The 25,336-nt window shown below is 38.1% G+C and carries 21 protein-coding genes and 1 pseudogene; 20 read left to right on the plus strand and 2 right to left on the minus strand.

Translation table 11 applies throughout. The annotated features are described in order from the left end of the window. Window positions 1–37: 37 nt before the first annotated feature. Window positions 38–940 (minus strand): AEC family transporter, encoded by a 903-nt coding sequence (locus NSR00_RS14420; RefSeq protein ID WP_340789536.1) that lies wholly within the window; start codon window positions 938–940, stop codon window positions 38–40. A gap of 830 nt (window positions 941–1,770) precedes the next feature. On the opposite strand from NSR00_RS14420, the gene NSR00_RS14425 reads away from it, so the two are divergent. From NSR00_RS14425 to NSR00_RS14495, 15 genes and pseudogenes are all read left to right on the plus strand, one after another. Then, the gene (locus NSR00_RS14425; RefSeq protein WP_340789537.1) at window positions 1,771–3,132 is read left to right on the plus strand and encodes an IS4 family transposase; all 1,362 of its coding nucleotides are present in this window, start codon (window positions 1,771–1,773) and stop codon (window positions 3,130–3,132) included. A gap of 162 nt (window positions 3,133–3,294) precedes the next feature. Further along, window positions 3,295–3,621, plus strand: a pseudogene (locus tag NSR00_RS14430) (transketolase C-terminal domain-containing protein); the annotation flags it as partial. A gap of 202 nt (window positions 3,622–3,823) precedes the next feature. Continuing rightward, window positions 3,824–4,930, plus strand: coding sequence for a dihydrolipoamide acetyltransferase family protein (locus tag NSR00_RS14435; RefSeq protein ID WP_340789870.1), 1,107 nt, complete (start codon window positions 3,824–3,826; stop codon window positions 4,928–4,930). 287 nt (window positions 4,931–5,217) lie between these two features. Further along, the gene (gene tnpA / locus NSR00_RS14440) at window positions 5,218–5,637 is read left to right on the plus strand and encodes an IS200/IS605 family transposase (RefSeq protein WP_340734271.1); all 420 of its coding nucleotides are present in this window, start codon (window positions 5,218–5,220) and stop codon (window positions 5,635–5,637) included. Between the two features lies 1 nt (window position 5,638). Continuing rightward, the gene (locus NSR00_RS14445; protein ID WP_340789871.1) at window positions 5,639–6,904 is read left to right on the plus strand and encodes an RNA-guided endonuclease InsQ/TnpB family protein; all 1,266 of its coding nucleotides are present in this window, start codon (window positions 5,639–5,641) and stop codon (window positions 6,902–6,904) included. Window positions 6,905–7,077: 173 nt separating this feature from the next. After that, the gene (gene moaA / locus NSR00_RS14450) at window positions 7,078–8,100 is read left to right on the plus strand and encodes a GTP 3',8-cyclase MoaA (RefSeq protein ID WP_445659586.1); all 1,023 of its coding nucleotides are present in this window, start codon (window positions 7,078–7,080) and stop codon (window positions 8,098–8,100) included. A gap of 145 nt (window positions 8,101–8,245) precedes the next feature. Further along, window positions 8,246–9,511: a molybdopterin molybdotransferase MoeA gene (locus tag NSR00_RS14455; protein ID WP_340789539.1), complete on the plus strand. Its 1,266-nt coding sequence runs from the start codon at window positions 8,246–8,248 to the stop codon at window positions 9,509–9,511. Between the two features lie 24 nt (window positions 9,512–9,535). Then, window positions 9,536–10,159, plus strand: a complete 624-nt coding sequence (locus NSR00_RS14460) for a nucleotidyltransferase family protein (protein WP_340789540.1) — start codon at window positions 9,536–9,538, stop codon at window positions 10,157–10,159. A 922-nt stretch (window positions 10,160–11,081) separates the two neighbouring features. After that, window positions 11,082–12,026, plus strand: coding sequence for a metal ABC transporter solute-binding protein, Zn/Mn family (locus tag NSR00_RS14465; protein WP_066246945.1), 945 nt, complete (start codon window positions 11,082–11,084; stop codon window positions 12,024–12,026). A 1-nt stretch (window position 12,027) separates the two neighbouring features. Further along, window positions 12,028–12,789 (plus strand): metal ABC transporter ATP-binding protein, encoded by a 762-nt coding sequence (locus tag NSR00_RS14470; RefSeq protein WP_063386349.1) that lies wholly within the window; start codon window positions 12,028–12,030, stop codon window positions 12,787–12,789. After that, window positions 12,767–13,687 (plus strand): metal ABC transporter permease, encoded by a 921-nt coding sequence (locus tag NSR00_RS14475; RefSeq protein WP_117017041.1) that lies wholly within the window; start codon window positions 12,767–12,769, stop codon window positions 13,685–13,687. Before NSR00_RS14470 ends, NSR00_RS14475 begins: the two co-directional genes overlap by 23 nt. Window positions 13,688–13,689: 2 nt before the next feature. After that, a complete protein-coding gene (locus tag NSR00_RS14480) occupies window positions 13,690–14,577 on the plus strand; it encodes a metal ABC transporter permease (protein ID WP_063386347.1) in 888 nt (295 codons plus the stop codon). Between the two features lie 112 nt (window positions 14,578–14,689). Next, window positions 14,690–15,127 (plus strand): transcriptional regulator MntR, encoded by a 438-nt coding sequence (gene mntR, locus NSR00_RS14485; protein WP_063386346.1) that lies wholly within the window; start codon window positions 14,690–14,692, stop codon window positions 15,125–15,127. 124 nt (window positions 15,128–15,251) lie between these two features. Continuing rightward, entirely contained in the window at window positions 15,252–16,661 is a 1,410-nt protein-coding gene (locus NSR00_RS14490; RefSeq protein WP_340789541.1) for a processed acidic surface protein, read from the plus strand. A gap of 1 nt (window position 16,662) precedes the next feature. Beyond that, a complete protein-coding gene (locus NSR00_RS14495; RefSeq protein ID WP_340789542.1) occupies window positions 16,663–17,304 on the plus strand; it encodes a class D sortase in 642 nt (213 codons plus the stop codon). Window positions 17,305–17,524: 220 nt separating this feature from the next. Here NSR00_RS14495 and NSR00_RS14500 read toward each other — a convergent pair whose 3' ends face one another. Then, on the minus strand, window positions 17,525–18,901 hold the full coding sequence (locus tag NSR00_RS14500) for an amino acid permease (RefSeq protein WP_340734395.1): 1,377 nt from the start codon (window positions 18,899–18,901) through the stop codon (window positions 17,525–17,527). Between the two features lie 536 nt (window positions 18,902–19,437). On the opposite strand from NSR00_RS14500, the gene NSR00_RS14505 reads away from it, so the two are divergent. The 5 genes from NSR00_RS14505 (at window position 19,438) to NSR00_RS14525 (ending at window position 25,120) form a co-directional block, all read left to right on the plus strand. Next, on the plus strand, window positions 19,438–21,879 hold the full coding sequence (locus NSR00_RS14505; RefSeq protein WP_340789544.1) for a PBP1A family penicillin-binding protein: 2,442 nt from the start codon (window positions 19,438–19,440) through the stop codon (window positions 21,877–21,879). Window positions 21,880–22,303: 424 nt separating this feature from the next. Continuing rightward, on the plus strand, window positions 22,304–22,888 hold the full coding sequence (locus tag NSR00_RS14510; RefSeq protein ID WP_094245059.1) for a CalY family protein: 585 nt from the start codon (window positions 22,304–22,306) through the stop codon (window positions 22,886–22,888). A 66-nt stretch (window positions 22,889–22,954) separates the two neighbouring features. Beyond that, a complete protein-coding gene (gene tapA, locus NSR00_RS14515; RefSeq protein WP_340789545.1) occupies window positions 22,955–23,824 on the plus strand; it encodes an amyloid fiber anchoring/assembly protein TapA in 870 nt (289 codons plus the stop codon). A 63-nt stretch (window positions 23,825–23,887) separates the two neighbouring features. Beyond that, complete coding sequence (gene sipW / locus NSR00_RS14520) at window positions 23,888–24,475, plus strand: signal peptidase I SipW (protein WP_094245061.1); 588 nt, start codon at window positions 23,888–23,890, stop codon at window positions 24,473–24,475. A gap of 12 nt (window positions 24,476–24,487) precedes the next feature. After that, window positions 24,488–25,120, plus strand: coding sequence for an LPXTG cell wall anchor domain-containing protein (locus tag NSR00_RS14525; RefSeq protein ID WP_094245062.1), 633 nt, complete (start codon window positions 24,488–24,490; stop codon window positions 25,118–25,120). Window positions 25,121–25,336 lie beyond the last annotated feature (216 nt).

Consider the following 25,336-nt stretch of genomic DNA (forward strand, 5'->3'; position numbering starts at 1 on the left):
GCTGCCGTTCATGTAATGCTGCTCGCTCGTTTCTTTTTTAAGAGAGCAGCGCAAGCAAGAGCGGCACTGTAGCAATGCTGGCCAGCGTCGTGGTTAATGTGCTGAATGAAACTAAATCTGGTTCTGTTTGAAATTGAACAGCAAACATTGTCGTGTTGGCTGCAGTAGGCATAGATGCAAGAATGATTAAAATTTTTGCAAGCAAGTCTTCAAGCGGAAGACAAAGAATAATACCAATTGAAATAATAGGCGATATGATCATGCGAATGATAAAGATGGAAGCGACGTCGCCAGCTTTTACACTTTTTAGCTGGATGTTGGCGAGCTGCATTCCGAGAATGACCATAATGGTCGGAATCGTTGCATCGGCAATCAAACCGACAGGCTGCATGATGAAATCAGGCACCGGAACATGCAGGATTTGAAGCAAAATGCCGGCAGCTGAACCATATAAAACGGGCATTTTCACTATTTTCATAAGGGCGCTTTTTATGCTGCTGTCTTCTTTGCTGCCAATGGCAGCGTAGTAAAGACCGATCGTATTCATTAAAAAGGACTGGATAACCATCATGATGACTGCATAATCAAAAGCAGTTTGACCAAAAACAAACAATATAATTGGGGCCCCAAAGTTGCCGCTATTCATGAAAACAGCTGATAACATCATGGCAGACTCTATCGATTGCGGTAATTTTTTTAATTTACTTACAATTTTTACGATAACCATTAATATGAAACATAAAAGCAAGCAAAATATAAGAATATAAAAATAATCAAGTGTAATTTTGTTTGTATAAAATGTCCGGAAGACAAGAAACGGATACATTAAGTATGTCGTCATGACCGAAATAGATTTAATGTCAAAGCCAATTGTTTTTTGCCCTATATATCCGACTGCAAAAATGATAAAAGCCGGCAATACAATCAGAACAAATTCCATAACCTTTTCACCACTCTGCGTAAAATGAACAAACAATAGAGCATTGAGCAGATGCCCAATGCTTTATCACGTAAAGTTAAAGCTGAAATATGAAAGCACGCCAATTCTTTTTTAGATAGTTGCAAAGTTCAAATCGGCTGCCACCTTGCCTGTTCCGTCCATATTCTTCTTACACAAAAGGATAAAATACCATTCTTCCTAAAAATACCCAAAACATTTGAAAGCCCAATTGTTGAGACCACTGTATTAAATTGGTATAAGCAACACCTATTTCAAATAATAAAGTAAAAGCCCAGTTATTAGCAACAAATTTAATAAATTTAAAGATTCACAGAAGAAATCCGAATAAAATGTAAAAGTTATATTGTTAAGGAAAATGGGAAAACAACTTTATTTTTTTAACGGAACGTTATCATACTCTTATTATTTTATGTCCTTGAAAAGTGGGTGGGAAAAATTTCTAAAACAAACTGCATGATATTTTCCATCTTTAAGAATTTTGTCTTATCACCATATTCTATTTGATCCTGCACAATTTGACGTACTCATCTCTCCTAATGGTTGGTTGCCTGAATTAAGCAAGAAATTTAATAATAGTAACTTCATTTAGAATTTATAGAAAATAATAAAAATTATATTGACATAAAAAAGGTCTTTTTTATTATTAACTCAGCTTTCGCAGTCCAAAATCTTGTTTAAATGCTTGATGTAAATGGTTTTGGGAAGTACAAAATTATCATTTGCCATTTTTTAAAACATAAAGAAAGACACCTATTCTTTTGGTAAAATATTGGTGACGAAACCAAATCCAAAAGAAAGGTGTCACCACTATGATAACGAATAAAGACTACTTTGCGCAATTACCAAAAGAAATTAAACAAGGATTTTCCGAATTAAATATTGGATATCATTTAAGAAAAGCGAATATTACGAAACTTTCCGGGTATTCTTGTCTTACTGTTTTCAAACTGATTTTTCTTTTAGTCTTCCAATATAAGAACTGGTTTCGTGCTTTTATGAGTAAACGATCTCAGGATCTGCCCGGAAAGGATACAGTCTATCGCTTTTTAAATACACCAACCTATCATTGGAGAAAGTTTCTGCTTTCATTAAGCAGTGAAATGATCCGTCTGCTTCAACCATTAACTTCAAAAGATCGTGTCACAGCTTTTGTGATTGATGATTCTGTCTTTTCAAGAAACCGTAGTAAGTCGGTTGAACTGTTGGCTAAGGTTTTTGATCACTCTACCCATCAGTACTTGAAAGGGTTTCAAATGCTTACCCTTGGCTGGACCGATAGTTTTACTTTTATTCCCGTTGATTTTGCTCTTCTAAGTTCACCGAAAAAGGAAAATCGCCTGCAAGAAATCAATACCAATATTGATAAACGAACATCTGGCTATAAGCGTCGCCAGGAAGCTCTGAAATCAAAACCGGACGTGGCTTCAGCTTTACTTGATCATGCGCTTGAAAAAGGGATTGTAGCTGACTATGTTCTCATGGATTCCTGGTTTACACAAGCGCCTTTAATTGAGAAGATTACGAACAAAGGGTTATTTGTCATTGGCTTGGTGAAGCAATTAAAGCAGCGATACGTTTACAATGGTGAACGTTTCACACTGAATCAACTTTACAAATTGGCAAAACCTCACATGGGTAAAAAAGACATTCTCGGATCCGTTTATGCTACTTTAGACAATGGAATTCCAGTAAAAATTCTATTTGTACGAAACCGTAATAAACGGAGCGAATGGCTTGCCATTCTCAGCACAGATACAACATTAGAAAATGAAGAGATCATTCGTATTTACGGCATGCGTTGGGACATTGAAGTCTTCTTCAAATGCAATAAATCCCTTTTAAATTTAGAGAAAGAATTCCAGGGACGTTCCTACGACATGTTAATTAGCCATACAACCATTGTTTTTACACGATATATTCTCATTGCTTGGCAAATGCGAAAAGAGGAGGATCCTAAGACGATTGGCAACCTTTTTTACATCCTTTGCGAAGATGTAAAAGACATAGATTTTATTACTGCCCTTCAATCACTTATTGACTTTTTCCAAACTTTGCCGGAAGCCGAGGTTTCTTTGAACATGGACATCTTTAAAAATCAAATGAATAAATGGTTGGCCACTATACCTAATTATATCAAGCAATGCTTAAATATTTCTGTGTGCGAAAGTTGAGTAATTAAGAAATAAAAAAACAGAGGAGGCGAAAAAGGAGAAGTTCCGGAAGAGGAATACACGATTCCTTTAGGAAAGGCGGATATTAAAAGGTCTGGAAAGGATGTTACGATTGTTACGCTGTCAAGAATGGTACAGTTTTCGCTTTAAGCTGCAAAAGAATTAGAAAAAGAAGGAATCGATGCTGAAGTAATTGATTTGCGTACTCTTGTTCCTCTAGATATAGAAACAGTTAAGGAGTCAGTAAAAAAGACGAACCGAGTAGTTGTTGTGCATGAAGCGACTCGTTCTTACGGCTGAGGGGCTGAAATTGCTGCCAGAATTCAAGAGGAGGCTTTTGATGATCTGGATGCACCGGTACAACGAGTGGGGGCGGAAGATGTTCCTGTTCCATATAACTTAAATTTAGAAAAAGAAATGCTCCCGCAAACGAAAGATATCATTCAAGGAGTAAAAAAATCTTTGTATTTACAATTGGAAACAGTGTAATGGCACAGTACAACAATTATTTGAAAGCATTTTGATAAATAATTGCAATTTATATACACAAAAAGATGCTATCTATGTGTTATGACGAAGGAGGAAAAAAGGTGCGGCAGGAAATTGTACTTCCTAAATTGGATTCATCAATGGAAGAGGCTCGTATAGTTTCATGGGAGGTCAAAATTGGTGATACCAAATAGATGACCCAATTTTAATTGTAGAAACTGAAAAATCCAGTCTTGAGGTTGAATCAGAAGTAGAGGGAACGTTAGAAGAAATTGTTGTGGATGAGGGTGAAACTGTACCAGTAGGAACTGTTCTTGCATATGTATCGAGTGGTAAACATTCCACCGAACAAAAAGGCAGCTCCGATCATAATCCTGTAAAAGAAGAGAACATCTCACCAGGAAAGACTGAAAGAATCCGAGTTTCTCCAGCAGCTAGAAGACTTGCAAAGCAGCGCGGAGTAGATCTAACCAAAATTAAAGGCTCGGGACCAAGGGGAAGAGTGATTCTGAAAGATGTGGCGGAAGCTGCTGCAAATGTAGTGGATCAAAGTGTTAAAACAGAAAATAAAGTCATAGCATCGATACATGCTAAAGGGAAAAGGGTTAACCTTACAAGTATGAGAAAAACGATTGCGCAGCGCATGACCGCAAGCTTTATGAATGTTCCTCAATTCCAAATCAAGAAAAGAGTCGATGTATCATCCATTGTGCAATTGCGGCAGGCAGTAGTTTCAAGCATTGAACATTCGGCAGGCGTTCGTTTATCATTTAATGATTTTCTCATACAGGCGGTGGCTTTAACATTGAAGAAATTCCCGAGGGTAAATGCCTCATTCATAGATTCTGAAGGAGATCCTTATATTTTGGAGCATGAAGATATTAATATTGGTCTAGCGGTTGCTATTGATGACGGTTTAGTTGTTCCCGTCATCCATCAGGCAGATCAATTGTCCTTAATCGAGATTGCAGAAAAAAGAACAGAATTGGTTGAAAAAGCGAGAAAAGGCTTATTGAAGCCTGAAGAAATGCGTGGAGGAACTTTCACAATTTCCAATCTCGGCTCAGTTGGAGTTGACGAGTTTGTGGCAATCGTAAATCCTCCTGAAACCGGCATCTTAGCAGTTGGAAATATAATAGAACAGCCTGTTTTAACGAATCGTCATGAAACTTTGATAAAGCCGATGATCACATTAAATGCTTCATTTGATCATCGTACAATTGATGGCGCCTACGGTGGAAGATTTCTCGCTCAATTATGTGATCAACTGCAATCAGATCAATGGAATATCTTTTCAACAGTAAAATAATGAAATCATTAGGAAGTTGCCATGATGGGCATTCGAACATTCAAACAATTTTTCTGAGAAGGACATTAAGCAAAGCTTTTAATCAAGCTATCTTTGACTCTGATCTGAGGAGCAGGAGCTGGTGCACACCGAAAATATTGTCTGAAGATTTAGGATAAAGCGGTGAGAATCCTTATTTCAATGAGGAGATGAATCAACGCCTTCTTTGTACAGATAAAAGACTATATGTAATTAATCTAATCCATATAAATATTGGAATTTCGTTGTATTTGTAATATACTATATGTATGGATAAAAAAGCAAAAATTACTTATGCTAGAACTTGTGTTTATAATGTCAATTATCATATTGTATGGTCTGTCAAATATCGAAGAAAGGTGCTAATCAAGGAAATCGAGAAATATTTAAAAGACCTTTTTCAAGAAATCGCAAAAGAAAAAGGATTTGAAGTGGTCATGATGGAGGTAGGTGAACAAGATCATATTCATGTATTTGCGACCGCTCATCCAAAAGTAGCTCCTTCTTACATTGTAAAAATGTTAAAAGGAATTTCGGGCAGAAAATTGTTCTTAGAATTTCCTGAGATTAAGCAAAAGTTATGGAAAGGGCAACTATGGAACAGCAGTTACTATATTGAAACGATTGGTTCTATTAGTGAAGGAGCGATTAAGAAATACATTGCTATGCAGAAGAAGGGCAGTGAATAACATGATTCGTGCATCGTATTTCATTTATAAACCAAATCAAATGAACGAGATTATCCTTCGTCAGCTATGTTATGCGAGCCGAAAATTATGGAATGTTGCAAATTTTGAAAGACGTAACTGGACAAAAGATAGTGGTATTCCTTATCCTAACTGGTACGATCAAAAGAAGCGGTTAAAGAATCACTTTTGGTACAAGAATCTTCCTTCTCAATCCGCACAAGAAGTTTTGAAGGTGTTACAAGAATCTTGGCAATCATTTTTTGAATTGAAGAAATCGGGAGGGATTGAAAATCCCAAACCTCCACGATTCAAACATCACAATTTCAATGTAAAGTTTCTAAACAATGGTTTTCGCATCGAAGGAAATCGTATTCGATTGTCTATTCCTGCTAAACAAAAGGCTTATTTGCAAGAAACGTATGGGATTATAGAGAAATTCGTTTATATCTCTATCCCTAAACATATAAAAATTCATCATGTGAAAACGGTCGAAGTAAAACCGTTGAAAAATGGGAAGTACAAAATTATTTTGGCACAAAAATACGATGATGTGTTGATGAAGGAACATTCTACAAAGTTTATGTCTATCGACATAGGGATTGTGAACGCTCTTACTTGTTATGATTATAAAGGAAACTCTCATATTCTATCGGGTCGCCAATGGTTAGCGGTTGAACGGTATTTTCACAAGAAAATAGCGCACTATCAAGCTATTTCTGATGCTCAACAGGTAGCCAAAGGAATGAAATACCCGAAGAAATCCAAACGAGTGTTGCAGTTATATCGCAAAAGAAAAGGACAAACGTTTCATATCTTGCATTGTATGACGAAGAAAGTTGTTGATCTTGCAGTTAAGCAAGGTGTTGAAACGATTGTCATTGGAGATATAACAGGTATTCGTGATCAAACGAATTTTGGGAAGAAAACCAATCAAAAGTTTCATCAATTACCGTTTGAAAAGATAGTTCAGATGATCACGTATAAAGCCGAGGAACAAGGGATTTCAGTCGTTAAGCAATCAGAAGAATATACATCACAAACGTGTTCGGTATGTACACCATATCCAGCGAAAGAATTTGCGAAAAGGTCGAATCGTAAGCATCGAGGACTATATGTATGTAAGGATTGTCAAAGTGTAATCAATGCAGATGTGAATGGAGCGATCAACATCAGCAAAAAGTATCTGAAAGGGCTGAAAGCCCAATCAGTAGTGGTGTTGGACACGCCAACTGTGTATACGTTTAATGGACAAAAGTTCATTGCGTAGAACAGGAAGCTCGTCATTTCAATGACGAGTAGTTCACGCGGTAACTAAAAAACAAGTGAGAACTGATTCATCAACGCCTGCATCAAAAAGTTTCAAAAAATTCGGAACAACTTGAAATTTTCATGAGAAGCTTTTTCTCCAAAATAATGTTAGCATGATAGGAGAGTGTAAAAATGGGCAATATGAACAAAATAACCGATACCCTTCAGCGTCCTCTCCGTGATTTGCGCATTTCAGTTACTGATCGGTGTAATTTTCGCTGCCGCTATTGTATGCCAGCGGAGATTTTTGGTCCTTATTTTCAATTTCTCAAAAATGATCAGTTGCTCAGTTTTGAGGAAATAACTCGACTGGCTCGCATTTTTGCCTCACTTGGCGTCGAGAAAATTCGCCTATCAGGGGGAGAGCCGTTGCTGCGCAAAGAGCTGCCGAAGTTAATTGAAATGCTCGGTTCTATAGAGGGTATTTCTGACATTGCTTTGACTACGAACGGTTCTCTTCTTGCCAAACATGCGAAAGCATTAAAGGACGCTGGTCTTCACCGTGTCAACGTTAGTTTGGACAGCTTAGATGATAAAGTTTTTCGCCAAATGAACGGCGGCCGCTGTGACGTCAAAACAGTTCTTGAAGGGATTGAAGCGGCCGCAAAGGCAGGTATGAAGGTGAAAGTGAATATGGTTGTACAAAAGGGGATCAATGATCAGGACATTGTGCCCATGGCGCGTTACTTCCGCGGAACCGGACATGTTTTACGCTTTATTGAATTTATGGATGTAGGAAATAGCAACGGCTGGAATCTTACACAAGTGGTATCTAAGCAAGAAATTTTCGAACGTGTGAACGCTGAAATGCCGTTAGAACCAATCCCGTCCAATTATTTTGGAGAAGTAGCCTCTCGTTATCGCTATTGCGGCACAAATGAGGAAATAGGCATTATTTCTTCCGTAACGGACTCTTTTTGTTCCACGTGCACAAGAGCTCGCCTCTCAGCGGACGGCAATCTTTACACCTGTCTATTTGCCTCGCAAGGGACAGATTTGCGTGCGCAGCTCCGTAGCGGGGCAAAGGATGAAGAAATTAGGAATCTCATTCAGGATGTTTGGAGCCGTCGAGCTGATCGTTACTCTGAAGAAAGATTTAACAATACAACGATGCCGAACAAAAAGAAGATAGAGATGTACTATATTGGAGGATAAAACAGAGCGGGGGAGAAAAGAACATATATTTCAGCTAAACGCTATGATAACAACGAAATTGTCGGTCGATTGAAGGGACAAAAGAACGTATTTTTCAACTAATGAAAGGCGCAGGATCATTTCAAAATATACAGGTGGTGATTGCATGTTATATATCCCGAATTCTTCCCCTATCCCATTTGAAGAAGCACAACGTCTTATTCTCTCTGTGATACGTCCCCTTCCGGTTATGACCATACCTCTGTCTGAAGCTCTTGGGTACTATTTAGCGGAAACGGTAAGGGCAGATCACGATGTTCCTATGTTTGACCGTTCCACTGTAGACGGTTACGCACTGCGTGCGGAGGATGTGATCAATGCCAGCGCTTCTAACCCGGTAAAGCTGAAGGTTTTGGAAGAGATTCCCGCTGGATATTTACCTCAACAAAAAATTACCCAAGGTACGGCCAGCCGCATTATGACGGGAGCACCTATCCCCGAAGGTGCAAACGCAGTCGTTATGGTAGAGAAAACTGAGAATGCAGCGGAAGATAGCGAAAGCGTTTTGGTTTATCAATCGGTTAAAATTGGCGACGCTATTGCCAAAAAGGGACAAGATATTGAAGAAGGGAAGGACGTCCTCACACAAGGGACGCTTTTAGGACCAATTGAACTGGGTCTGCTCGCTACATTCGGGATTGCATCTGTTCCGGTTTATGCGAAGCCTAAGGTTGGTATTCTTTCAACGGGAAGTGAATTATTAAACGTAGACGAGCCGATCGTCCCTGGAAAGCTTCGTGACAGTAACGGCGTAATGCTGGCCGGTCAAGTGAGTCAAGCAGGAGGTGAACCGGTTTATTTCGGGATTGCCCCGGACAAAGTAGAAGAGCTAGAAAAAAAGATGCTAAAGATACTACAGCAGGTGGACATTTTAGTAACAAGCGGAGGCGTGTCCATGGGCGAATATGACTTCCTTGGAAAGGTATTTGAAAAAATTAATGCGAAAGTGATATTCTGGAAAACATTAGCTCGCCCTGGAATGCCAGTTTTGTGCGGAGTATGGCAGGATAAGCCGATTTTTGCTTTGGCAGGAAATCCAGCTTCGTCTTACGTCAATGCACATCTTTATGTGCTGCCTGCTATACGCTATATGAGCGGTTCTAAGGATCCGCTGCCGAAACGGGTAACGGTTGTATGTGACGAGGCAATTGAAGGGAAGCAAATGCTTCACACCCGGTTTTTACGAGGATTAACGTACGTTTCCCCAACCGGTGAACTAAGAGTGAAAATATCAAAGAAACAAGCTTCTAATGTTCTGTCCAGCTTTCTGGAAAGCAATTGTCTCGTTAAAGTGCCTGGGGGAAAAGGATTTAATGCAGGTGAGAAAGCGGAAGTGTATTTGCTGGGTGCAGTTGAGGAATTGAGACAGTGACAATGAGTCTGGGGGAGAGATGGTTTGAAAAAGGTTGGGGCAATTATTTTAGCAGCCGGAATGTCAAAACGGATGGGAAAACCAAAGCTGTTATTATCTCTAGGTGGGAAGCCATTATTTCGCTACTCTGTGAACACCGCTGCCGCAGCTGGCTTAAAACCAATTGTATTGGTCGGCGGCAAACATATTGAAGAACTGCGCAAACACACATCTGATTTAAGAGAAATAGAAATCATTGAGAATCGGGATTATGAATCCGGCATGGCTTCCTCTCTTAAAGCAGGGATTCAGGCTTTAAAGGGACGAACGGATGCAGTCTTCGTATTTTTGGCAGACCAGCCCTTTGTACCTCCAATAGTTATAACGAAATTACTAGAATCTTATGATCAATATCGAAAAGAAGGTGTCCGCATTTTCCGCCCTAAGTATAATAATGTGCTTGGACACCCTGTATTGTTTGATGCTGAATTATTTGATGAATTTGAGCAAATTCAAGGTGATGAGGGAGGAAAATCAATTGTCCAAAAACATTATTCCAGCTTAATGGCTGTACCGTTTGAAAATTCAGAATGGGGATTTGATATTGACACCACAGAGGATCTGCTCAAACTAAAAAGGATTGCGCCAAAATATATTAAACAAAAATAGGGATAACAATAGATTCATTGTTGTCCCTTTTTAAATTTGTGTAACGGTCGTTGTACTTGAAGAAGTGCGTGGTTTTATTCAATCAAAAATTTCCCGGTTCAACAAGATTGACCGAGACTTTAGAAAATTTATTGCAGGAGTCCCATATTGAAATCGATAAACAAACAGCTCTGATGGGATCTATATATAATTCGTATCTTAATAAGGCTCTTTATGATTGTTGAGAAAATTGTATCTTAGTTATCCGGTATTAGAAATAACAAGCAAATCCTTCCTTGATCATCATTCATTAGGATACTTGTGCGAGTGTTCCTCATCTCTTTGCACCGCTGAGTACGAATGCGGTTCTTCCATTTCGTTTTAATTTCTCCCGTTCATTCAGATAGTTTATACTTGACAGTTTCTCAAAAATGGTATTAAATTTGCATTAAGGAAAAATATATGCAATAACAACAAAATTTAAACTCAATAAAATAAATATGTGTGAAGGAATTTTTTTTAACATAAAGTTTGCCCTTAGGCAATATTTATAACTATGGTAAAAAAGTAGGTGAAGGAATGGAAAAAATTCTTATTTGTGCAACATGAAGCCGGCAACTTTCTGTAAAGTATTAAGCCAAACGGTAAGCTGAATGGCGAAGCTGAAACAAATCAACTAGCGAAATGAAATTCATGTCTGTAAGTGTTTTGGCATTTATTCATTGATTGCGTTTTTTCAGTTTTGTTTCTTCTCAGGAATAAAAACAAATTGAGGTTACATATAGGAGTTTTCTATAAAAAACGGACAATGTTTGATTCCTGAATTCACAATTTGCCAGAATGGTTGTCGATATTTAATAGAGATCGTTCGCCAATAAACTAGAGAGATGGGCTGACTTAAAAATCAAATCAATTCATAAAAATAAAAGGAGAGTGCGAAAAAATGAAAAATGTTATGAAAAAAATGGGGTGCTTATTCTTAATTAGTGCCTTGCTGGTGTTAAGCGCGTGTAGTTCTGGACAAGAAGCATCCAAACGATCAAAAGATGGAAAAATTAATGTCGTCACAACGATTGCACAAATTGGCGAGCCGTTGTCTGTAATCGGCGGCGATCGTTTAAATGTCAAAAGTTTAATGGGGCCGTCTGTAGACCCTCATTTGTATAAGGCTACTCAAAGTGATATGGAAACTCTTGAAGAAGCAGATATCATTTTTTACAACGGGTTGCATTTGGAAGCGAACATGGTTGAAATATTTGAAAAGATCTCTGAATCAAAACCTGTTCTTGCAGTCGGTGAAACCATTCCTGAAGAATCTCTTTTAAAGGATGAAAAAGGGGTAGTTGATCCTCATATTTGGTTTGATCTGGACCTTTGGCAGCAGGCATTGGATGCTGCGGTTGAACAATTAAAAGAATTCTCTCCGGAAGACGCAGATTATTTTGAAGAAAATAAAAAGAAATATTTTGCTAGATTAGCTGATTTGAAAAAAGAAGCCGAAAAGCTTGCGGACATTCCAGAAAGTCAAAGAGTTCTTGTCACAGCGCATGATGCTTTCGGATATTTCGGACGAATGCACGGCATTAAAGTAGTTGGTCTTCAAGGACTTAGCACTGATTCCGAAATCGGTATTACAGATATTCAAGATACGATTGACATTATTAAAAAGTACAAAGTTCCTGCCGTATTTATCGAATCAAGTATTAATGAAAAATCGATCAAGGCTGTCATAGAAGGAGCGAAAAGTGAAGGAATTAACGTTACATTAGGCGGGGAGCTTTACTCTGATGCAATGGGTGAGGAAGGAACAGAAGAAGGAACTTATATAGGAATGTATCGCCATAATATCAATACGATTTATGAAGCATTAAGCGAAGGAGGAAAATAGCATGGCTGAAGCAGTGCTTCAAGTAGAGAATCTGTCCGCTTCCTATCGAAAAAATACAGTGCTCTTCGATGTGAATTTTGTAGTGCAGGCTGGTTCGCTAGTGGGAATCGTCGGTCCGAACGGTGCTGGAAAGTCGACGCTTTTAAAAACAATATTAAATCTTCACCCTTCCTTAACGGGATCAGTGAAATTTTTCGGATTGCCATTCAACAAGGTCCAAAAAAGGATCGGTTATGTACCACAGCGAGGTTCGGTTGATTGGGACTTTCCAACAAACGCATTGGATGTTGTCACTATGGGACTATATGGGCAAATCGGATGGCTGAAGCGGCCATCCCGATTGCATAAACAAAAAGCATTCGAGGCCTTGGAAAAATTAGGGATGGCTGATTACGCTGACCGTCAGATAAGCCAGCTTTCTGGCGGTCAACAGCAGCGTGTGTTTTTAGCACGCGCATTAGTGCAAAATGCCGACTTGTATTTTATGGACGAACCGCTGGCTGGTGTTGATGCAGCAACAGAACGCGCTATTATGACATTGCTGAAAGAATTAAAAGCTTTAGGAAAAACGGTCATGGTCGTGCACCATGATTTGCAAACAGTAGAAGATTATTTTGACCATGTTCTTTTATTAAATCGCACCGTCATTCAGTACGGAAAAACGAAGCAAATTTTTACTAGAGAAAATATTTCGCGAACTTATGGAGGAGACTTGCGCTGGTTGAGAGAGGAGAGTCTTCATGTTCACAATCCTATTAAATAGCAACACACAATGGGTGTTATTTAGCACGATGATTTTTGGGATTGCTGCTGGAACAATGGGCTGTTTAGCCTATTGGAAGCGGCAAAGCTTAATGAGCGATGCCTTAGCTCATGCAGCATTGCCCGGTGTTGTGATCGCCTTTCTTCTACTTGGAGAAAAAAACTTATTTGTCATGATCATTGGAGCATCCATCAGCGCTTTAATTGGAGCATCATTTATCCAATGGATACGTTCATCAACTAGAATTTCGGCAGATACGGCGATGGGAATGGTGCTGTCTATTTTTTTTGGCTTAGGAATCATGCTCCTGACAGTTGTGAATCGGACGTCAGGCGGAAATCAGAGCGGTTTGGACAGTTTTATTTTCGGTCAGGCCGCCTCGATGGTCAGATCAGATGTCACTACAATGTTAATCCTAGCTTTGGCGGTTATTTTGATTGTATTCATTGCATTTAAAGAATGGAAAATATATCTTTTCGATCCGGAATTTGCAAAAGGATTAGGACTGTCACTTAAATGGATGAACGGATTATATACAACGATTCTTGTCACAACGATTGTCATCGGGATTCAAGCTGTAGGAGTTATTTTAATTGCCGCCCTGCTGATTATCCCGTCAGTAAGTGCCCGCTATTGGACACAGTCTTTTCAACGGATGATTATCATATCAGCTCTGTTTGGGGGAGTGGCTGGAGCATTAGGAACATTCATCAGTGCATTGGGAAGAGGATGGCCTACAGGACCTTTTATCGTCATTGTGGCGTCCGCGCTGTTTTTCTTATCGCTTTTCTTTGGCAAAGAGAAAGGGATTCTGGTCAAGTATTTACAATTGAAAATGCAAAAAAGATTAGTGAATATTCATACCAGTAAGGCCTTAAGAACAAAAGGGGTAGAATGACCATGACTTATCATGCTATGTGGATTATCGTAACTGCTTCTTTAGTAGGGCTGTCCTGCGGCTTAATAGGTGTATTTCTGATACTCAGGAAAATGGCGATGATGGCTGATGCAATTAGTCATACGGTTCTGTTAGGAATTGTCATCGCTTTTATTATTACACGTGAATTAAGCGGAACTCATATGCTCATTGGTGCTATATTTGCAGGACTATTGACAGCTTTTTTAGTGCAATGGCTTCATTCTTTAGACGTTCAGCAAGATGCAGCAATAGGAATTGTGTTTACGACGATGTTTGCTATTGGCGTTATTTTAATAGCGACTTCTGTAGGAAATGCACATTTAGATGTTCAACATGCTTTAATGGGGGAAATCACCTTTATACCTTGGAATAAAATGTCACTTCCTCTAATTGGCGAGGTTCCGAAGGCTACAGCATTGCTGGCTCTCGTTTTGTTTGTTGTTTTATTTGTTCTTGTCGCTTTTTATAAAGAATGGAAAATCACTTCATTTGATCCTGCGCTTGCTGCCAGCTTAGGGATTCCTGTTTTACTCATGCATTATGTATTCTTATGCTTAGTATCGATCACGACAGTTGCTTCTTTTGATGCGGTCGGCGCAATTATGGTCGTTGCGATGTTAATTACTCCAGCTGCCTCGGCTTATCTTTGGACAGATAGACTTTCTATTATGCTAGTATTAAGCGGATTATTTGGCGTAATATCTGCTGTAGCGGGCTATTATATAGCAGCTTGGGTCGACACTTCTATTTCTGGCTCAATGGCATTTGCCACAGGATTAGTGTTTTTCATAAGCTTTTTGTTTTCTCCGAAACATGGATGGATTGCGAGATATTTGCGATTGCATAAAACTGTAAAAAAGACAGGATGAAAATCGGCTATTAAATTGTCTTTCATAACGGTTGATCTCCTCCATACGCTTGTCTTATGGTGCTTTTATATAGTAAACTTTGTATGATGAAGATATTAATGGAGGATAACCAATGCCAACCCCGAGTATGGAAGACTATATTGAACAAATATATTTGCTAATTGAAAATAAAGGCTATGCGAGAGTGTCGGATATAGCAGAAGCGTTATCTGTACACCCTTCTTCCGTTACAAAAATGGTGCAGAAGCTCGACAAGGATGACTACTTAGTTTACGAAAAATATAGAGGGTTCGTCTTAACGCCGAAAGGAAAAAAAATCGGAAAACGCCTCGTCTACCGACATGATCTGTTAGAGCAATTTTTGCGGATTATTGGCGTCAAAGAAGAAAACATCTATCGCGACGTGGAAGGAATTGAGCACCATTTGAGCTGGGATGCTATTGACCGAATAGGGGATCTGATTCAATTTTTTGAAAAAGATAAAAGTCGAATCATAGAATTGCAGCAATTGCAAAATTTGAATGAAGAAAATGAAGAAAACGACTTCTAATTTAGAAGTCGCTTTTTTTGTGCATGAAAAAATTTTTGTAAAAATTGTAAAAATTTTGTTGATTGATTCGTTATTCCTATTTATAATTTTCTCAAGAGATATAAAAAAAGAGGAAAAGAGGATTATGATGAAAAAATGGGGATTCATATTACTAGCTTTTATTTTGTGGATAGGAGTGATGCCAAAGCCGTCATCAGCTGCACAACAAGCATCTTTTGAGAAAGAACTGAATCAATATTTAGAGGAAGTAAGTAAACAAAGAGGTTTCAAAGTTACAAGAGAACATATCGAATTTTCGTTAGCTCAATATGAAGAAAAGATCGAAAATTTTGATTCTGTTGAAGAACTTCGTGATTTTTTAGGAGAGGTCATTCAAAAAGATTTAAGCAATTTAACCGAAATATATGACGAATTTAATTTAAATGAAGCCAGTTTGCGCCAGCTGCTTCAAGCACACGGTGAAGATCTAGATGAGTATGTGTTTGTAGAAAATCTGTATGATGCCATCATGCTTTACATAGAGCGTGATCCAAATTTTGATAAAAATTTGCAAGACTATTTGGCGAAAATTAGTAGTATTAGAGGATTTCCTGTGACGATTGACCATATTAATAGATCTTTGAGTTTATATGAGAGAAAACTGGAAGACTTTAAAACCGTTAAAAGTTTAGAAAGATTTTTAGGAGAAGTTATTAAAAAGGATTTAAGCAATTTATCCTATATTTATGATGAATATGATTTAAATGAAAAGGAGTTGCGCCAGCTGCTTCAAGAACACGGAAAAAAATTGGAGGATTACGTTTTTCTAGATGATTTGGAAGAGGATGTTATAACATTTTTAAGTGAAGAATGGGATGCTGGTGTAGAAGACGAGCTCCTTTACGATTTATTAACGGTTTTTGAGCAGGAATACGGATTGACAAAAGAAGAAATCGAGCGGTTAAAGAACCATTTGCGATCAATTGAAGAGCATCTTATGAAAGAAGAGACAATTATAGCTTTGTTGGACTTGGCGGATCGGATGATGGCTTTTGAAGGGTTTGATGAAGCGACAGAGCTTACAAAGAGCCAAATCGAGGAGTTAATTTCGATTTTTAAAGATTTTCAACGTATTTTTAAAATTAAAGTTACATTTTCCCTTGTAAAAGATGGGTCTGAAAAGGAGCTTTCGCTGTTTGATCTATTTAACTTGAAAGAATTGATCAATGCAAAATTGAAAATCAACATATACAGTGAAAGTGGAGAATTTTTGGCTGATCTCCTCATTACCGGAGAAATCGTTGATTCAGATACGTTACATCGAACTGGGCAAACGATTCGTCACGGCGCTCAAGAAGCCAAAAGTGTGAAACAAGAGAAAAACGTTTCGCAAAAAATAGAAAAAAAGCTAAAAGCTGTAAAGGACAATGAGCATAAAACAGTAAAAGGTGCAAAATTGCCGAAAACAGATTCCGGCTATGGCATGAATGCTATTGTAGGATTGTTCATTGTTTTAGCGGGATTTTTAATTTTTAGACAAGCAAGGAAGGTTTAATATGCTGGAAACTACAAAAAGAAGCAGCCGAAACAAGCGGTTGTTTCTTCTTTTCTTTGCATCAATGATTATATTAGCCGGCCTATGGTTTTCAGCCGCAAACAGCTATAAACTTTTCAAAGGAATGCTACTGCCTGAGACCCATTCTGAAACGAAACAGAAGGCGGAAGCTCAACAGCCGGCCCCAGAAAAAAATATGAAGGCAGAAAAGGTTTTATATCCGACACGACCTAAAATTGGGGAGCAAATAGGAGAGCTGTTTATTCCAAAACTAAATGCAGTACTTCCGATATACCATGGAACGAACGAAGAAGAGCTTGAAAAAGGGGTCGGTCATTTTGCAGGAAGCGTATTGCCAGGAGAGGCAGACAATTCGGTTCTTTCCGGTCATCGCGACACCGTGTTTCGTAGGCTGGGGGAAGTAGGAAAAGGAGACGAGTTAATCGTCACAACTTCAGCTGGAGAATTTACTTATAAAATCTATAAGGTTCGGATCGTTGATAAAGACGACCGGACCGTGATCGTTCCGAAACCGAGGGCTACGTTAACTGTCAGTACATGTTATCCGTTTCATTTTATCGGCTCCGCGCCGGAACGATACGTGCTCGTAGCATATCTTGTTTCCGAGAAGTTGAAAAAATAATCTGTTATCTTGACCTATCATAATGTTTCCAATTCCCGTCTTACGGTGGGAAAACTATCATAAAAACGGCTTTAGCCCTGTGTTCTAAAGGGCTAAAGCCGTTTATAATCGACTGTCTGACAGGGGAAGGTTTCCCCCCTAAAATTTGTTATCATGTGCATTTTTCAAGACACTGCATTTTTTTGACAGAGTTACGAATGAGTCTTTTAATGTCCTTATTTTACGGACTTTCTACCTTATCCTTGTTATTTTTATCACTTTGTTCTTTTCTGTTTTTATTCATAAAAGAAAATATGGTGAGCAGAGCTAAGATGACAAGGCAAACAGTAGAACCGATCATATTTTTCTTATTAAAGATAAAAGAGAAAAAGATGACCAATAATGAAACGGTGGCTACTATCGTTGTGTATGGGAACCATTTTACTTGGAAATATGGTTTCTCCTTATACTGAGAACGAAGCTTTAGCTGAGCCAGACAAATGCTTGTCCATAATAAAATAATCGTAAAACCAGGTATCGTCATTAAATAGCTGATGACTCGGTCTGGAGTCATATAAGCTAACAATACCCCAAATAAAATACAGATAGCCGTAACGGTAATACAGTTGATCGGTATTCCTTGTTTGGAAATCTTTAAAAATCTTTTTGGCGCTTCACCGCTTTGAGCCATGGAATATAATGTTCTGGAAGTTGCGTAAATCCCTGAGTTCGCCGCTGATAAAACAGCAGTAATAAGGACAAAATTCATAATATGAGCGGCTCCAGGAAGACCTGTGATGCTCAATACTTGGACAAATGGACTGTCTTCCCCTGTCACTTGATTCCACGGCATTAAACCACAAATAATAAGAATAGGAAGCATATAAAAGAGAATAACTCTCCACATCGTTCCTTTAATGACTTTCGGCAAAACCTTTTCTGCATCTTTTGTTTCTGTGACCGCAACACCGATTAACTCAGCCCCGCCGTATGAAAACATGACGACTAAAAAGGCGCTTAACATTCCTCCAATTCCATAAGGAAAGAACCCGCCGTGTGCCGTATAGTTAGAAAAAGGATCATCAATATTGCTCGGAATAATTCCAAACAAAATGCCAAAGCCTAATAAAATGAAAGCGATTAATGCGAAAATTTTAATTCCGGCAAACCAAAACTCAATTTCACCATAGTACTTTACTTGAAACAAATTCATTCCAACGATTAAAACCATACAAAGGAGACTTAAAAGCCATAACGGTACGGTTGGAAACCAATATTTCAGAAAGCTTCCTGCTGCTAAAATTTCAACAACGGTGACAACAATCCAATTGATCCAATAAAGCCATCCTACAATAAAGGATATATGGAAGCCAAAAGCTTTATAAACAAGATGCTGAACGTTTAAGTTCGGATAAACAATCGCCATCTCAGCCAGTGCCGTCATGACAATAAATAATAAAAGGCCTCCTAATAAGTAAGCTATTACAACACTTGGGCCGGCAATATTTAATGTATCTGAGCTCCCTTTAAAAATTCCTGTTCCAATCATGCCTGCTAGCGCAATAAACTGAACATGTCGAGGTAGTAACCCTTTTTTTAATGTTTGATCTTTTTCCATGGTGTTCATGCCTTTCTGTCCATTATGAAAAATATACTAGAATAACTGGCAGCATACTTTTTTACTTAATCGCTTTTCAGGTTTTACGCTTTTCTGCGTTTAAGTAAAAAAATAAATATGTTTCTAGTATATAATATTCTTTCGATTCATCAAAGAATAATGAAAAAACTCATTGCTATAAAACTGTTACAAATTATGGTAAATAGCAATACTCTCGAACTTCGAAGATATTTACGGAGCAAAGATAAGGTCGATTCTTCCTCTATTTAGTAGGAACTTATTACGATCTGTTCGATAAAACACTTCCTAAATGAAGAGGAATGTTATGAAGGTTCGCAAATCTTTTTCAAAACAGGGGTACTATTTTAAAAAAGTGTTTTATTTTAAGAGTAGTTCAAATAAGTGTTATAATTTTTTTTGTAAAAAAATTGTCTGTTGCCGACAAATTCCACCACAAAAATCTTCTCGTCATCCGTATAATCTTAATCGTGTATTATTTATAGATTACCTTCTATACAGGTTAGGAGGAGACGGAAATGGGAGATCAATATCAGACGCGTATGGAGAAACGTCAAAAAAAGAAATCAGCTTCTAAAAAATCTCCGCTCATAAAAATCATGACAGCCTTTATTCTTGCGATTATCGTAATGATGACTGCGGGCGGTATCGTGGTATTGTCTTACATTATAAGCGCCCCTGCACTAGACCCGAAATTACTGAAAGATCCGTTATCCTCAACCGTTTATGATATGTATAATGAAAAAGTGCGAGATATTTCAGGAAGCGAACATCGGAAAATCATCAAAATCGAAAATATACCGAAAAATGTACAAAATGCGTTTATCGCAACAGAAGATGTGCGGTTTTTTGAGCATAATGGAATCGATTTTAAACGAATCGCAGGTGCAACCGTTGCGAATGTAAAAGAAGGATTCGGCGCTGAAGGCGGAAGTACGATTACCCAGCAGGTAGTCAAAAATTCATTCTTAACGCCTGAAAAAACGCTCAAGCGAAAAATACAAGAAGCTTACTTGGCTGTTCAGTTGGAACGACGCTACTCAAAAGAAGAAATTCTTGAAATGTATTTAAATAAAGTGTATTTCGGTCAAGGAGCATACGGGGTTGCGACAGCGGCAGAAACATATTTTAACAAATCCGTGAAAAAGCTGACGATTAGTGAAGCGGCGCTGTTGGCGGGGCTGCCGCAAAGACCGAGCGAATACGATCCATTTAAAAATCCGGATTTAGCTGAAAAAAGAAGAAATATAGTATTGTCGTTAATGAGGAAGCATGGTTTTATTACCGAAAAAGAAGAGCAAGATGCGAAAGCGATCCCGGTTGAGAAATTATTAAAGAAGAAAAAAGAAGGGCCGAAATATCAAGCGTTTATCGATCAAGTCATCAAAGATATTGTTGATGCCGGAATATCGGAAAAGGATATCTATACGGGCGGTTTAAAAATTTATACAACCCTTGATCCGGAAGCTCAAAAATTTACAGAAAAAGTGCTGACAACTGATCAATACATTTATTATCCAGACGATCAGTTCCGGGCAGGAGTCGTGCTACTTGATACACAGACTGGTGCCGTCAGGGCAATTGGCGGAAACCGCAACTCAGATCAAGGAATACAAAGAGGTTTTAACTACGCAACACAAACGAAAAGACAGCCAGGTTCGACGATTAAGCCGATCTTGGATTACGGCCCGGGAATCGAACATTTCAAATGGTCTACATATAAACAGTTCATTGACGAGCCGCTCACCATCCATGGCAAAGAAATCAAAAACTGGGACGGTCAATATCGCGGCAGTATATCGATGCGAAAGGCGCTACAATGGTCTTACAATATACCGGCTGTAAAAGCATTTTTGGAGGTAGGGGAAGACCGGGCAAAAGAATTTGCGGAAAAACTCGGAATCCCGCTCGATCAGATCTATCCTTCATATGCGATCGGAGGCTTTAATAAAGGTGTGTCCCCGCTTCAATTGGCTGGGGCGTATGCCGCTTTTGGAAATGAGGGCGTTTATCATAAGCCTTTTACGGTAAGGAAAGTCGTGTATCCAAACGGTAAAGAAATCGATCTTTCTTCCAAACCGGTGAAGGCGATGAGCGACTATACCGCCTACATGATGACCGATATGTTGAAAACCGTCGTGAAAGAAGGAACAGGGCGACTGGCGAACATCCCAGGACTTCCACTAGCAGGAAAAACAGGAACAACCAACTTGCCGGAAAATATACGAGGAGATGGAACATCTGATGCCTGGTTTGTCGGCTACACGACTCGTTATGCGGCTGCGGTTTGGACGGGATACGACCAGACGACTCAGGAAACGTATGTGACAAACGAGAAGGCGAAGATTTCAAGACTTATTTTTAAAGAAATCATGTCTCACGTTTCTGAAAAAATAGAAACACCTGATTTTGAAAAACCGGACAGCGTCGTCGAAAGAGTGATTGGCGGCCGAACTGAATTATTTGTAAGGGGAACTCCAATCCCAGCAATTCCAAAACAAAAAGAAAAGGATAAAAAAGAGGATCAAAAACAGGATCAAGTAAAAGATAATGAACAGGAGCAAAAACAAGAAGAGGAAAATCAGGAGCAAAATCAGGAGCCAAAAGAAGAGAACAATCAAAATGACATGGATAAAGAGCAGCAAGAAAATTCTGAGGACAACAAAGAGCAGCCTGAAGATAATAAAGAAATAAAGCAGCCAAATCAGCCTCCTGCCAATGAACAGCCGCAGCCACAACCACCAGCTAACAACGGCAGCGGCCAAGGAAACGGCCAAAAACCACCAGGAGGAGATAACGGAACTGGCGGATCAAATAATAACAGAAACGGCGGCTCGAATAGCAACGGGAATGACAGTGGATCAAGCAGTAATAATGATCCAGGAAAAGGAGCCGGCACAACCAATCCGAACGGAAAATCACAATCTGAAAAGCAATCAACGGATAACGGCAGTCCATAAACAAAAGGGCTGAAAAAACATACTAACAATAGTAGTGCAGACCACGGCCATGGTTTGTGCTACTATTTTTTTTATAGATTCTACGTGAATTATTGAGGTGCCCTTGCAGCGCGCCTCGTATGAAAGTTAGATCGCAAGCTGCGTTTATAATCCTTTTCTTGAATTGTTTTGATTATCAGAATGGAAAATGAGCCTTAAAAATTAGTAAATAACCTTTTACTGTTATACTTCTAATTTAATAGTTTTATTCAAGAGATAACAGCATTATTCTAACAATTCATTATAAAGAACGATTTATTTGTAAAAAAATAAAAATATTTTTAAAAAAGGGGTTTACAACATGATAGAGTTAAATTATATTTAAGTTGTGTTCGTTATAAAGAACATAGTCTTAATTATATTTCTTATGAGGAGGATTTAAAAAATGGGTATTAAACAAAAGTTGGGAATGGGTGTAGCAACTGCGGCTTTAGGTTTATCTTTAATCGGGGGAGGTACATATGCCTACTTTAATGATGTTGAAACCTCCAATAACACATTTGCAGCAGGTACATTAGATTTAACTCTTGATCCGCAAACAATTATTAATGTCAACAACTTAAAGCCTGGGGATTGGATGGAGCGTGAATTCACATTAAAGAACAGCGGAAGTTTGGGTATTTCTAAAGTTCTTCTTGAGACAGATTATACTGTAACGGATGCGAAAAATGACAATAACGGCGATGATTTCGGCAATCATATTAAGGTGCAAATTTTAAAGAATGTGAGCAATAAGGAAGTTATTGTTTATGAAAAAACGTTGGCACAGCTTAAAAATCTAAAGCCGGATTTAGTGCAGGATGAATGGCTCTGGTGGAATATTGGCGGTTTAGATCCAAATGAAACGGATAAGTTCAAAGTTAAATTCGTCTTTGTAGACAACAATCAAGATCAAAATCGTTTCCAAGGCGATTCTTTAAAACTAACTTGGAAATTTGACGCGAAGCAAGAAGCAGGTGAAGCAAGATAGCTATCAATATAGGGGAGAAGGCGGGGAACTGCCAACTTCCCTTGATTGCTAAAAGTTGAAACGGTGGTGAGAGAAATTCGGTACTCACGAGTAAAAAAATTTGGGCAAAAGAAAATGCATTTGAAAATAATGTTCAAAATTGTCGCAATTTGTTACTTTCTTTTCATAACATTCAACTTTGTTAGTTCCTACACCGGGGCCAGTTTTAATAAAACAGTAGCCATAACCGGTTTTCTTGCTGCAACAATTCCTGAAGAGGACAAATCCATTCTGCTGCGCTTTGTGGACGATAAAGACAAGGTCATTCAATCGTGCGGAATAGTTCGAATATCATCTGTTATTCAAAATGAAGGGGATGATTTAGCGGAAGCATTGCATTATGAAATATATTTCATTGCTCAAGGAGATCCAATGAATGGAGAAAAAATAAGTCAAGGAAAGATTCCAGCATTAAAAAGTAAGAGTCAATTCCAATTAGCATACAATGCCGAAAAACCTGGAAATTATAAATTTAACGTTTTAATGAATACAAATGATGATGTTTGGAGCAAAAACATTCAAGTAATTTGCAAAAAGAACGAACAACTTGATCAACCTGCGAATGACTCAGATCAAAACCTTAATGAAGATAAGGCAGCTCAACCATCCGAACATTCGAAACAAGAACAAAAACAACTTCCAGTGGAAGAACCTATACGGGAAAATAATGGGAAAGAAAACGAAGTAAAGAAAGAGCAATCCAACGAAACGTTAATGAAAGAAAATGAGAATCAAGAAAATCATTCAAAAGATGAAATGAAAGAAAATGGAGCGCAACAAATAGAACAGAATAAAACCGAAACAAAATCAAATGACATTCACCTGAAAGAACAGCAATCAGCAAAACAAGAACAAGTTTCAAATGCTTTAGAGCAAAACGAACCACCTTTACAGTAAAGTGATTACAATTATTTCATTACGTTTTGTGTCTTGAGCAAAGCGAAAGGAATGGGTAAAAAAATGAAAAAAGTTGTTAAATGGATCAGCAACACGATATCGGTCATGCTGCTGGCTTCATTAATCATCATGTTATTCACAGTCATTTCGTCAAAAGCTTCAGGCGGGGAGCCTAAATTTTTCGGACATCAATTAAAAATTGTTCTTTCAGGATCAATGGAACCTAGTATACAGACTGGTTCCGTGATCGTTGTAAAACCTGAAAAAGAAACGGAAAAATACAAAGAAGGCGACATCATTACATTTCAAGCAGATGAAAACGTGTTTGTAACACATAGAATTATAAAGGTTGTCAAAAATGGCAATGAAGTTATGTACCAGACAAAAGGGGATAATAATGAGGAAGCCGATTCCGAACTTGTGTTAAGTAAAAATGTTGTTGCTAAATATACAGGCATTACCATCCCATATATTGGCTATTTTATGAATTTCGCCAATTCTAAACAAGGAAGCGTTATTCTTTTAATCATACCAGGCATTATTCTGTTCAGCTACTCATTAATCAGCATTTTTCGGGCACTTGCAGAAATTGATAAAAATTTGAAGCAATCAACTGCAAAAGAAGACTTCAACCATTCTCAAAATCAATAATGGAGGAAATACATGGTCAAATCAATTGGACGATGTTTCATATGTTTTTTATTTGTCTGGCTCATAATGCAAGTTCAAAATTTCAGCGCTGAAACACAAATAGGTATCGCTTTAAAAAATCTTCATTCAAACCATATGCTATTTCAAGTAGAAAACATGAAACCAGGCGATTGGGCTGAAAGAACGGTCATTATCGAGAATGTTGAAAATGCTGATATACAATATAATACTTTAATTGAAAATATAAAAGGATCAAAAAAATTATTTGATGCTTTAACTTTAGAGGTTAAAGATGGTCAAAAAAATCTTTTGTTTAAAGGATTGTTAAAAGATTTTAAAGGTTTTACACCGCGAAATATCCAAAGTTCCAAAGAAGACCAGTTGACATTTTTAATCACATTTCCTGAACAGTTAGGAAATGAATATCAAGGGTTAGAAACTTCTTTTAAAATTGTTTTTCAGGCAAATTCTTCTTTAGGCAGTATTCAAACGTATGGCAGCGGGAATAATGAAGGTTTACTTTTGCCAAATACTGCGACAAACTTTTATGCATTTATTCTTGTTGGGATAATGTTTTTCGCGATGGGAGCCATTTTTTTCTTTCAAAAACGAAATAAACATAAAGATCAGCTTCATGAGTTATGAAGCGCTTGGAGGAAGCGGTGTACAAAAAATATTGTCCTAATTGTCTGCGTTTTTCATATAGCAGCTGCTCTGAAAGAAAATGGTTGTGCCCATCATGTCGTTCTGATCTTACTTCCATGGAAGGAATATTCTGTCGCAATGTATTAAAATATTCTGCCGCCCTTGCGGAATATAAGCAAAAAAATCATAACCGAAGAGAGGTTCATTTTTCTAAAC

The sequence above is a fragment of the Aeribacillus sp. FSL K6-8394 genome (assembly GCF_038008865.1).
GTDB lineage: Bacteria > Bacillota > Bacilli > Bacillales > Aeribacillaceae > Aeribacillus > Aeribacillus composti.

What these genes read in the sequence shown, in the direction of transcription:
- NSR00_RS14420 (WP_340789536.1), bottom strand. Translation starts at nt 940, where the DNA reads ATGGAATTTGTTCTGATTGTATTGCCGGCTTTTATCATTTTTGCAGTC.
- NSR00_RS14425 (WP_340789537.1), top strand. Translation starts at nt 1,771, where the DNA reads ATGATAACGAATAAAGACTACTTTGCGCAATTACCAAAAGAAATTAAA.
- tnpA (WP_340734271.1), top strand. Translation starts at nt 5,218, where the DNA reads ATGGATAAAAAAGCAAAAATTACTTATGCTAGAACTTGTGTTTATAAT.
- NSR00_RS14445 (WP_340789871.1), top strand. Translation starts at nt 5,639, where the DNA reads ATGATTCGTGCATCGTATTTCATTTATAAACCAAATCAAATGAACGAG.
- moaA (WP_445659586.1), top strand. Translation starts at nt 7,078, where the DNA reads ATGGGCAATATGAACAAAATAACCGATACCCTTCAGCGTCCTCTCCGT.
- NSR00_RS14455 (WP_340789539.1), top strand. Translation starts at nt 8,246, where the DNA reads ATGTTATATATCCCGAATTCTTCCCCTATCCCATTTGAAGAAGCACAA.
- NSR00_RS14465 (WP_066246945.1), top strand. Translation starts at nt 11,082, where the DNA reads ATGAAAAATGTTATGAAAAAAATGGGGTGCTTATTCTTAATTAGTGCC.
- NSR00_RS14470 (WP_063386349.1), top strand. Translation starts at nt 12,028, where the DNA reads ATGGCTGAAGCAGTGCTTCAAGTAGAGAATCTGTCCGCTTCCTATCGA.
- NSR00_RS14475 (WP_117017041.1), top strand. Translation starts at nt 12,767, where the DNA reads ATGTTCACAATCCTATTAAATAGCAACACACAATGGGTGTTATTTAGC.
- NSR00_RS14480 (WP_063386347.1), top strand. Translation starts at nt 13,690, where the DNA reads ATGACTTATCATGCTATGTGGATTATCGTAACTGCTTCTTTAGTAGGG.
- mntR (WP_063386346.1), top strand. Translation starts at nt 14,690, where the DNA reads ATGCCAACCCCGAGTATGGAAGACTATATTGAACAAATATATTTGCTA.
- NSR00_RS14490 (WP_340789541.1), top strand. Translation starts at nt 15,252, where the DNA reads ATGATGAAAAAATGGGGATTCATATTACTAGCTTTTATTTTGTGGATA.
- NSR00_RS14495 (WP_340789542.1), top strand. Translation starts at nt 16,663, where the DNA reads ATGCTGGAAACTACAAAAAGAAGCAGCCGAAACAAGCGGTTGTTTCTT.
- NSR00_RS14500 (WP_340734395.1), bottom strand. Translation starts at nt 18,901, where the DNA reads ATGGAAAAAGATCAAACATTAAAAAAAGGGTTACTACCTCGACATGTT.
- NSR00_RS14505 (WP_340789544.1), top strand. Translation starts at nt 19,438, where the DNA reads ATGGGAGATCAATATCAGACGCGTATGGAGAAACGTCAAAAAAAGAAA.
- NSR00_RS14510 (WP_094245059.1), top strand. Translation starts at nt 22,304, where the DNA reads ATGGGTATTAAACAAAAGTTGGGAATGGGTGTAGCAACTGCGGCTTTA.
- sipW (WP_094245061.1), top strand. Translation starts at nt 23,888, where the DNA reads ATGAAAAAAGTTGTTAAATGGATCAGCAACACGATATCGGTCATGCTG.
- NSR00_RS14525 (WP_094245062.1), top strand. Translation starts at nt 24,488, where the DNA reads ATGGTCAAATCAATTGGACGATGTTTCATATGTTTTTTATTTGTCTGG.